The following is an 8,977-nucleotide window of genomic DNA, read 5'->3' on the forward strand; positions in this document are numbered from 1 at the left end:
AAGGAAGCGGATGACACTCGATGCCGTCGAGTTCCTCCGTCGCTTCCTCCTCCACGTCTTGCCCAAGGGCTTCTCCCGCATCCGCCACTACGGCCTCTACGCCGCCCGCAACGTGGATACCCGATGCGCCCTGGCCCGCCGCCGGTTGGAACCCCTCGTCCACACTCCCGACCCCGAGGACGCCCATCCGGCGACCCAAGACACCCCCTGGTGGGAGCGCCTCCGAGAACGGACCGGCATCGATCTCATGGCCTGTCCGCACTGCCGTACCGGACGCCTCGTGCGTCTGTCCCCTGCCGAGTGGAACACGGAAGACTCGCTCGCGCCCACCGGCACCGATCCCCCGTTCCCGGACGCCGGGGGAGGTCCGCGATGAAGCCGAGCACGAGAAGCGGCCAAGACGGGTCGGCCTGTCTCGCTCACTCCCCTGACGTCCCGGTGCCTCCGCTCCGGCCCGCCCGACGTGCACCCGACCCGCCCGGTCCACTCCCGCACCTCCCCCTCCCACGAATCGGTGCACCCACCCGACTCTCCCACCGACTCCCGTCCCGATGAAATCCCCATAGACCCGGACCCCGCGGCTTCGTTCAACCGGCGCATTACGGGAATGCCCGCTTCTCGGGACTCCCGTAATCCGCTAGCCCGACTTCCGCAGTTTCGTGCCTCTCGCGGTTTTTTTCGGGGATGGGGTTCGGGTAAGTGTGTGTCTTTGCGCGCCGGGTGGGCGCGAGGGGCCGTGTAGTGCCGACCTACCCCCTTGCCGGAGCCGTTTGGATCTGCGATACGGGAGTGACGAGGGAGAGAGATGTACCTTCGGCACTCGGTTCGTCGCAAGGATGGGAAGACGCACACATACTGGCGTTTGGTGCGATCGGTTCGTCGGAACGGGAAGGTGGTGCAGGAGACGGTCGCGCAGCTCGGCGAGTTGGACGCGGAGGGGCGTGCGAAGGCGCGGGCTCTGGCGCGTGCGATGGTCGGGCGAGCGAGCCAACGCGCGCTCTTCGAGGATCGCTCCTGTGACGCGGCCGCGGTTCCGGTTCATCTGAACCGAGTGCGCCTCGAGCGTGGCCGATCCTTCGGGGATGTCTGGCTCGGCTGGACTCTCTGGCAGGCTCTACGACTGGACGAGGTGTGCGAAGAGCTCTTGCCTGAAGGGCGCGAGGAGTACGCCTGGTCTCTTTTGGCAGCGGTGCTGGTGGTCGCGCGACTCTGCGAGCCTTCCAGCGAGCTCCACGTCGCCGAGAGTTGGTATCGCCGAACGGCGCTGGAAGATCTGCTCGGGCTTCCGAGCGAGAGCGTGAACGACGACCGGCTCTATCGCGCACTCGATCGTCTGCTTCCCCACAAGACCGCGATCGAGCGGCATCTGGTGCATCGTCTCGGCGAGCTCTTCGCTCTCGACTACGACCTTCTGCTCTACGATGTCACGAGCACCTACTTCGAAGGACTCGCCGCTCGCAACTCTCTCGCCCAACGCGGCTACAGCCGCGACCATCGGCCGGACTGCAAGCAGGTCTGCATCGCTCTGGTCGTGACGCGCGAGGGGATGCCGCTCGGCTACGAGGTCTTTCCCGGCAATCGGGTCGATGTCACCACGGTCGAGGAGATCGTGCAGACGATGGAGGCCCGCTACGGTCTCGCCGATCGCATCTGGGTGATGGACCGAGGAATGATGAGCGCGGAGAACCTTGCGTGGCTCCAAAAGACCGGGCGGCGGTACCTCCTCGGAACGCATCGAGGCGACGTCAAGAAGTGGAGCCGGGAAATCGCCCAAGCGACCGACTGGAAAACGGTCCGCGCGGGGATCGAGGTGAAGCTCTGTGCTGGACCGGACGGGAAGGAGACGTTCCTCCTCTGCCGCTCCGCTGAGCGCCGCGAGAAGGAAAAGGCGATGCATGAACGATTCGCCGCTCGCATCGAAGCGGGCCTCGGCAACAGCCCTCGAACCATCCTCCGGGAGCTCGGCCGGATCCAGAGCACAGACGTCGTGCTCCCCCTCGCCGACGGATCCGGACGAGAGATGCGCCTCCGCTGCGTGGTTCGGCCCGACAAAGCCCAAGCCCTGCTCCTCGATCGCCTCGGCCTCCGCCTCCCCGAACGGCTCCGACCCCCCTCCGGAATCACGAAAATGTAGTGCCGACTCGGCCCCGTAAGTCGTTGAAAAACCTCAAAACCACCCCCCGAACTGCGGAACTTGGGCTAGGCGTTCTCAGAAGTAGTGCGATCATGAATGGGAGGCTGAAGGAGCCGGACGGTAACGTCGACCAGGCCAACGCGGACGAGTTTTTGGGAGGCACTACGATAAGCCCGCCCCGGCCCGCTGAAAAACACCCGCGTTCGAGAAGCCCCCTCCCACCGACCTCCTCCGACATGCGGCTATCCTCCGGAGAGAGGATCCGCCGCCCCTGTCCGACCCCACAGTCGGCCCGAACGGCCCTTCCGTGCCCCCTTCATGCTTGACGTACACAACGTCGCAGGATAGAATTCCTTATGAGTTTATGAGTTGAAGAGAAGACCGAACGTCGGACGGAGCGAGCGCGACGCCGTGTTCCGGCCCGGCGCCGCCGCGGGAGCACCGGGTCGACGAGAGGGGTATCGAACGAGCAGAGGAAAGGCCCTGATTCTGAACGCCGTCGTCTGGGGCGTGGTCATCGTCGCGTGCGCGCTCGAGCTGCGGGGGACCGATCACAAGAAGAAGATCGTCGGGCTCCTCGCCACGGGCGCCGGCCTTTCGAGCTTCGTGGTCGGCGCCGGACCGGGGTGAACGAGAAAGGAGAAGGGGGATGACGCGGGCGTGCCGTCCGAGGAGCGGTCCGCGCACGAACCGCCCCCGCCGGAATCATCGTGAGCACCGGGCGTCCCGGCGGAGGCCGCGGGGTCCCCGCGCCGACGAAGCCGGAGAATCGCTTGCGGCCGGTCGAAAGCCGCTGCTAGGTTCGACGGGAAGCCGCTGAACGACATCGTTCGCGTCGGCCGGGCGCTCGCTGCTCGCGGGACTTCGATGCGCGCGCCATCCCCGACCCGGAGAGAATCGATGTGAAAGGCCGAAACCCCGCCGCGCGTTCGATCTCGTCGGCGCTCGTGGACGCGCTCGGGCTCGCCCTCGTTCTCGCTTCGCTCGAGGTCCTGCTCCACTCGAGCGTTCGCGAGCTCGTCCGCCCGCCCGTCGTCGAGGGCGTCCGCACCCTCGGCTTCCTGACCCTCGCCTATTCCGTCGTCGTGTTCCCCCTCTCCCTCGCCGTGCGGTCACGCGCGGCGCTCGCCGCCGTCGTTCTCCTCGGGGCGGCGTGCCTCCAGGGCGGGCTCCTCTTCTACCGGGCGCCGGCCGGCACCGACCGGGTCCGCGCTCTCCTCCCTCTCGCCGGGCTGATCGCCGCGGCCGCTGCGGCTGTATTGATCGATCAACTGTTGAGACGTATCCGTTTCCGGCCTCCCGCGGGCCGGATCCTCGCCATTTGCGGCGCGGCGCTCGTGGGGGTCTCCCTCGTGCTCCCCCGCCCCCGCCCGGAGGCGCCGGGGGAGTGGCCGGCCCCTCTGCCGGAGGGATCGGCCCCGGGCGCTTCGCGTCCGAACCTCCTTCTCATCACGCTCGACACCGTGCGGGCCGACCGCCTGCCGTCCTACGGGTATCGAAGCTCCCGCACGCCGAACCTCGATCGTCTGGCCCGCGAGGGGGTCCTCTTCCGCCGCGCCGTCGCCCAGTCCTCCCTGACGCCTCCGTCCCACGCCTCGATCCTCACCGGCACCTACCCGATCCGTCACGGGGTGCGCACCTTCGGCGTTTGCCGCGTCGCCCCGGAGGTCCCCATCCTCTCGGAGATACTCCGGCACGAGGGATGGACGACAGGGGCGATGATCGCCTCCGGAGCACTCGACAGGCGCTTCGGCCTCGCGAGAGGATTCGACGTGTACCACTTCGTGAGGGTCTCCAAGTCGTACCCTTTCTCGCGCGCGTTTCGGGGGCTGCTCCCCCAGGTGCTGAGCCGGATCGGCCTGGTGCAGGACCGGAGCCTCTACCGGCGGTGCCGAGAGATCACCGACGACGGGCTGCGGTGGCTGGAGAGGTACGGGGATGCGCCCTTCTTTCTTTGGGTGCACTACTTCGACGCCCACGATCCGTACCTCCCCGAGGCGGCGAGCCGGCGGCGGGATCGTCATCCGGGGACCCGCTGGGCGGATCGGTTCAAGATGGGGTTCGCGTACGACAGCGAGATCATCGGCGTCGACGAGCAGATCGGCCGGCTCATCGACGCCCTCTCGGACGCGAACAAACTCGACGAGACGGTCATCGTCGCGGTCTCGGACCACGGCGAGGGGCTCGGCGATCACTCCTACCTCGGCCACACGCGGCGCCTGTACCAAGAGCAGGTGCACATCCCGCTCATCATCCGCTATCCCGAGCGCCTGGCCCCCGGCTCCGAGGTGAACGCACAGGTCCTCGGCGTGGACATCGTTCCCAGCCTTCTCGAGCTGCTCGGCACCGAGCCCCCTCCCGGGCTCGACGGGCGCTCCTTTCTTCCCCTCATCGAGGCGGGGGGCGCCGCACAGGACCGCATCGCCTACTCGGAGACGCTGCAGCCCGCGGATTCCACCGCCAAGCTCCTCGCCGTCTCGGACGGACGGTACAAGCTCATCCGGTCTCTCGCCGGAGAGACCGTCCTCCTCTTCGATCTGGCGGAGGACCCCGGGGAGAAGCAGGACCTCGCGGCCGCGCGCCCCGATCTCGTCGCGAGGCTCGAGGAGCTGATCGACCGCTATCTCGCGATCGAGGCGCCGGCAGGTCCCCGCCCCGACGAGGACGGGATCACGGAAGAGCAGAGGGAGGAGCTCCGTGCGCTCGGCTACATCGAGGACTGAGCGGGAGCGGCGCGGCTCACGCACCGGGATGCTCGCGCTCCCGGTGATCATTGCCGCTGTCCCTCTCAATAACTCGTCCGCCTTGCCCCGGTTGACGTTGCGCCCGCTGTGCTTCAGCCTCATTTCTATGATATCACTTCTTCTCAGCACGACAGCATCGATGTTCCGGTCCCGCCGGGCGCTCGTCCTCGAGAACCTCGCCCTGCGGCATCAACTCCAAGTACTGCAACGTTCTGGGAAGAGAGCCCGGTTCCGGCCTCTTGACCGAGGCTTCTGGTCCTCCTCTCCCGCCTGTGGACGGAATGGAGGGGCTTACTCGTCCTCGTGAAGCCGGACACGGTCGTCCGGTGGCACCGGAAGGGCTTCCGACTCTACTGGCGGTGGAAGAGCGGGAAGCCCGGTCGGCCACGAGTACCGAAGGAGATCCGGGACCTCATCCGAAGGATGTCTCTCGAGAATCCCCTCTGGGGTGCGCCCCACATCCACGGAGAGCTGCTGAAGCTCGGCATCGACATCGCCGAGCCGACGGTCTCGAAGTACATGGTCCGACCGAAGAAGCCTCCCTCTCAAACCTGGAAGGCATTCCTCCACAATCACCTCGACGAGATGGCCTCCCTCGACTTCTTCACCGTCCCCACCGCCACCTTCCGCGTCCTCTACGTCCTCGTGATCCTCGCGCACGGGAGACGACGGATCGTTCATTTCAACGTCACCGACTCGCCCTCGTCGGTGTGGACCGCCCGTCAGCTGATCCAAGCGTTCCCGTGGGATACGGCGCCCAGGTACTTGCTCCACGACCGGGACAAAATCTTCGGGGTGGAGTTCGAGCGAACCGTGCTGAACCTCGGAATCGAGGAGGTCCGAATCTCGCCCCACTCCCCCTGGCAGAACCCCTACGTCGAACGCCTCATCGGCTCCGTCCGACGCGAGTGCCTCGACCACTTCATCATTTTCAACGAGAAGCATCTCCGCCGGGTCCTGCGCGAGTACTTCCGGTACTACGCCGAATCGCGGACGCACCTCGGGCTCGGCAAGGACTGCCCGGAGCCGAGATCTATCGAGCCGCCGGAGATGGGTAGAATCGTCGCAATCCCGCTGGTCGGCGGGCTCCATCACCGCTACACGCGGGAAGCCGCTTAGCCAGGAGGTCCTGCCTCTACTATGGAGAGCAGACAAGGAAGAGGTATGCCCCGAAGCGCTCGACCGGCTGCTCGGAGGCAACCGGACGAGTGCTCTGGCCGACCATCGGGCGGTTCAGGAGCCGATGAGACCGGTCGTTGGCCTCGGGATCAGAACCCGACGGACCGCCCGGGCCGCGTCAGGGAGGTGCTCCAGTGGCCGGACGAGGTTTTCATGAGGGACACCATCGAAATCGACCACGTCACCGGCGGATGGGTTTTGTCTGAACGACAGGGAGCCACTTCAGCGAAACAGCGCCTTGATCGCTCCCCACGATGCGGGCTCGATCGACGTTTCCTCACACGAGAACGTCGCGTCCATCAGGATGTTGCACGGGCCGACTCGGTCCTGCACCGGAAACGCCGGACATGGAATGCCGAGATCATACATCACGCTGTGAACCTCTTCGGGGACCGGAGCACATCCGCTCATGCTGTTTCTGTGCGCATTGTCCGTCACGATCTTGGGGATCGATGAGCAGTTGTATTTCACCGTAATCGCGGCGAAACCGCTATCGACAGGCCCTAGTCCCGGGTACGAGTTCCAGCGCGGCAACGGTTCGATGCCGGGCAGGGTATTCAGCGGAGGACCTACAAGACAGAGAGACTCATCCGCGTTGTACAGTCGATAGTCGACGGTATACCCATACCCCGGCATCGCATCCAGCCAATACCACCAGAACCCGGTGTTCTCGCAGACCACTCCCGGGAGCGCCCCACAATCAGCCGGAAGGTCGAAGACGACTCCCCATACGACGAGCGCACTCGCCCACGCCCAGATCCATCCGGAACAGGTATTCCAATAGACGATCGAGCAGGTTGAGGTGCTTGTTGGCGGCCACTCATGCCCGACGATGGTCTCCGAAAGCAACACGGGACTCGGCACGCTTCCCTCGAAATCCATCCAGTCCGCTCCCCATCCCAGACCCGCAGCAAGGATCATCAATGTTCCGAGGATTCCACATCTGGCCATCTCTCCACCACCCTTTGCATGGACATCCGATCACGGCACAGTACTGAATCCGCAGCCCGGTGGCAACTCTAGTGCACAAGAATGACCTTTCTCACAACGCTCGCCTCCAGCGCCTCCGCGCGAAGGAAGTACGCTCCGGATGCTACCTTCTTTCCGCGGTTATCTCTCCCATCCCATGTCCAGGAGCCACGTCCCCCAACCTGGCCGGAAAACTCTTGAACGAGCCGACCGCGAACGTCGTGAATCGTTACGTAGACCCAAGACTCAGATCCTGGGACTCCGCACTCTATTCCGATCGTCGATGTGAATGGATTCGGGGATACTCGAAGCGCTATGGGCGCATCCGTGATCTCAGAGGATGATGCGCGTACAAACGCCTGGATCAGGGAATTGCATGCAGCAACCGTATCTGAACAGGCTTGACAAACTCCTACGCCACCAATCAGGGCCTCGCAGGCCTGATTAGGTGCACACGCCGAGGAAGCGTGTAGCGCATAGAGCGTACAGGGATTTGGCGTGCATAGAAGGGGGTTTATATCCATGAGGAGGGTATCGGTCGCTTCTTCCTCTGAAATGCCAGTGAAAGCCGGGCCGTCATTTGCAAAGAAGCAGTTGCACCCAAACGAATCAATCACAACTCCCTCATGACCGATCACCACGCCTCCCCCTTGCGAGCACATGACTACATTCCTCACGAAGCCGAGCACAAGGCCCGGGTTGCGAGTGTAGAACGCTCCGCCTTGCAGACTATCCGCTGAGTTCCCGAAGAACGTGTTGTTCCCGATTCGCACGCTCATCCATGAAGAATCGTCCGCGGTGGCAATCGCGCCACCGTAGGTATTCGCGTTGCATCGAACGAATACGTTGAAGTCGATGGTTGGATCGCATTCCGGGTTGGAAAGGAAGAGGGCTCCACCGACGTCTCCCCAGTTTGAGTAGAACAGGTTTTTCGTTATCTCCGCACCACACCCCTCAAGGCAGATTGCACCGCCCCGGCCGCGCACGGTATCACTCGGAGGACGTCCGTTCTCAATGAACGAGTTCCCTTCAATCCTCGGTCGCTTCCAGCCGCTGGCGAGGAAGATAGCTCCTCCCGACGGGGGAGGACGCTCCATGCCACGGGAGAATGTGTTCCCTCGAAAGATATTGTTTATGATCTGAGGCGCTCCATTAATTCGCATCGCGCCACCATGAAAACCTTGGTTCCCTTCAAAGACGTTCTCTGTCACCACCACCGTTCGGGTGGCCGCGTGTGTGATCAGCATTCCACCTGTGCCGTAGGCCTCGCCGCTGGAAAACGTACGCGCCAAGCCTTTCCGAAACGTGAAGCCCCGCACTTCCACTCCTTCGAGCCGGTTTCCGTCGGGAGGATCGGCAAGGTCCGCTACGATGACGCATGCATGGGCAGTGTCCTGAGCCTCTCTCCCAATGATCGTATAGGCAGCGCCAGCTTTTCCGAGCACGACAATACTGTCTTTGTCAATACAAAACGTTGTCCTGGAGTGCAGCTCCTGCCTGTCCTCATCGAAACCGTACAGACGAGTAATGAGGGTGTCGTAGGTTCCCGGATTCACGCAAACCGTATCTCCTGCACTCGCGCTGTCGATGCATGCCTGGATATGATTACAGTCGCAGTCCGTCCCGATCGTCCCGTCGTCGTTGACCACCCAGACTCGACCGGTCGCAGGCTTCTGCGCAACATACCGGCAGCAAGGGAGGGAATCACATTCGGTGAGCGAGGAGTCGGGTTCGCCCTCACCCTGGTCGCCGTCGTCGTCTCCGCCCCCTTCGTCCGGCTCTCCCGCCACGCAGACGGCCGCTCCCTCGAAGCTCGTGAAGGTCCCCTCCGTGAACTCCGTGTTCTGCCAGCCGCACATCGTGGAGTCCCAAGCGAGCGTCGCGCACTCTCCGCCTGCGATCGCTATGAACCGTAGACGGGCCACTTCTGACGGAAGGTGCAACGGTTGGC

5 protein-coding genes and 2 pseudogenes are annotated in these 8,977 nt (G+C 64.2%); 5 read left to right on the forward strand and 2 right to left on the reverse strand.

Features of this window, described 5'->3' with window-relative positions; genetic code table 11:
• The 5 genes and pseudogenes from FJY73_13235 to FJY73_13255 all read left to right on the forward strand — a co-directional run bounded on the left by FJY73_13235 (position 1) and on the right by FJY73_13255 (position 5,997).
• A pseudogene (locus FJY73_13235) lies at positions 1-106 on the forward strand (transposase).
• 699 nt (positions 107-805) lie between these two features.
• Positions 806-2,134 (forward strand): IS1634 family transposase, encoded by a 1,329-nt coding sequence (locus FJY73_13240; GenBank protein ID MBM3321621.1) that lies wholly within the window; start codon positions 806-808, stop codon positions 2,132-2,134.
• A gap of 369 nt (positions 2,135-2,503) precedes the next feature.
• Complete coding sequence (locus tag FJY73_13245; protein MBM3321622.1) at positions 2,504-2,764, forward strand: hypothetical protein; 261 nt, start codon at positions 2,504-2,506, stop codon at positions 2,762-2,764.
• Between the two features lie 272 nt (positions 2,765-3,036).
• The gene (locus FJY73_13250; GenBank protein MBM3321623.1) at positions 3,037-4,857 is read left to right on the forward strand and encodes a sulfatase; all 1,821 of its coding nucleotides are present in this window, start codon (positions 3,037-3,039) and stop codon (positions 4,855-4,857) included.
• A gap of 127 nt (positions 4,858-4,984) precedes the next feature.
• Positions 4,985-5,997 (forward strand): annotated as a pseudogene (locus FJY73_13255) (transposase).
• 282 nt (positions 5,998-6,279) lie between these two features.
• On the opposite strand, the gene FJY73_13260 reads toward FJY73_13255, so the two are convergent.
• Both FJY73_13260 and FJY73_13265 read right to left on the reverse strand, forming a co-directional pair.
• Positions 6,280-6,939 (reverse strand): hypothetical protein, encoded by a 660-nt coding sequence (locus FJY73_13260; protein MBM3321624.1) that lies wholly within the window; start codon positions 6,937-6,939, stop codon positions 6,280-6,282.
• A gap of 137 nt (positions 6,940-7,076) precedes the next feature.
• The gene (locus FJY73_13265) at positions 7,077-8,885 is read right to left on the reverse strand and encodes a right-handed parallel beta-helix repeat-containing protein (protein ID MBM3321625.1); all 1,809 of its coding nucleotides are present in this window, start codon (positions 8,883-8,885) and stop codon (positions 7,077-7,079) included.
• Between the last annotated feature and the right edge of the window lie 92 nt (positions 8,886-8,977).

This window comes from Candidatus Eisenbacteria bacterium (assembly GCA_016867715.1).
Taxonomy (GTDB): Bacteria; Orphanbacterota; Orphanbacteria; order Orphanbacterales; family Orphanbacteraceae; genus VGIW01.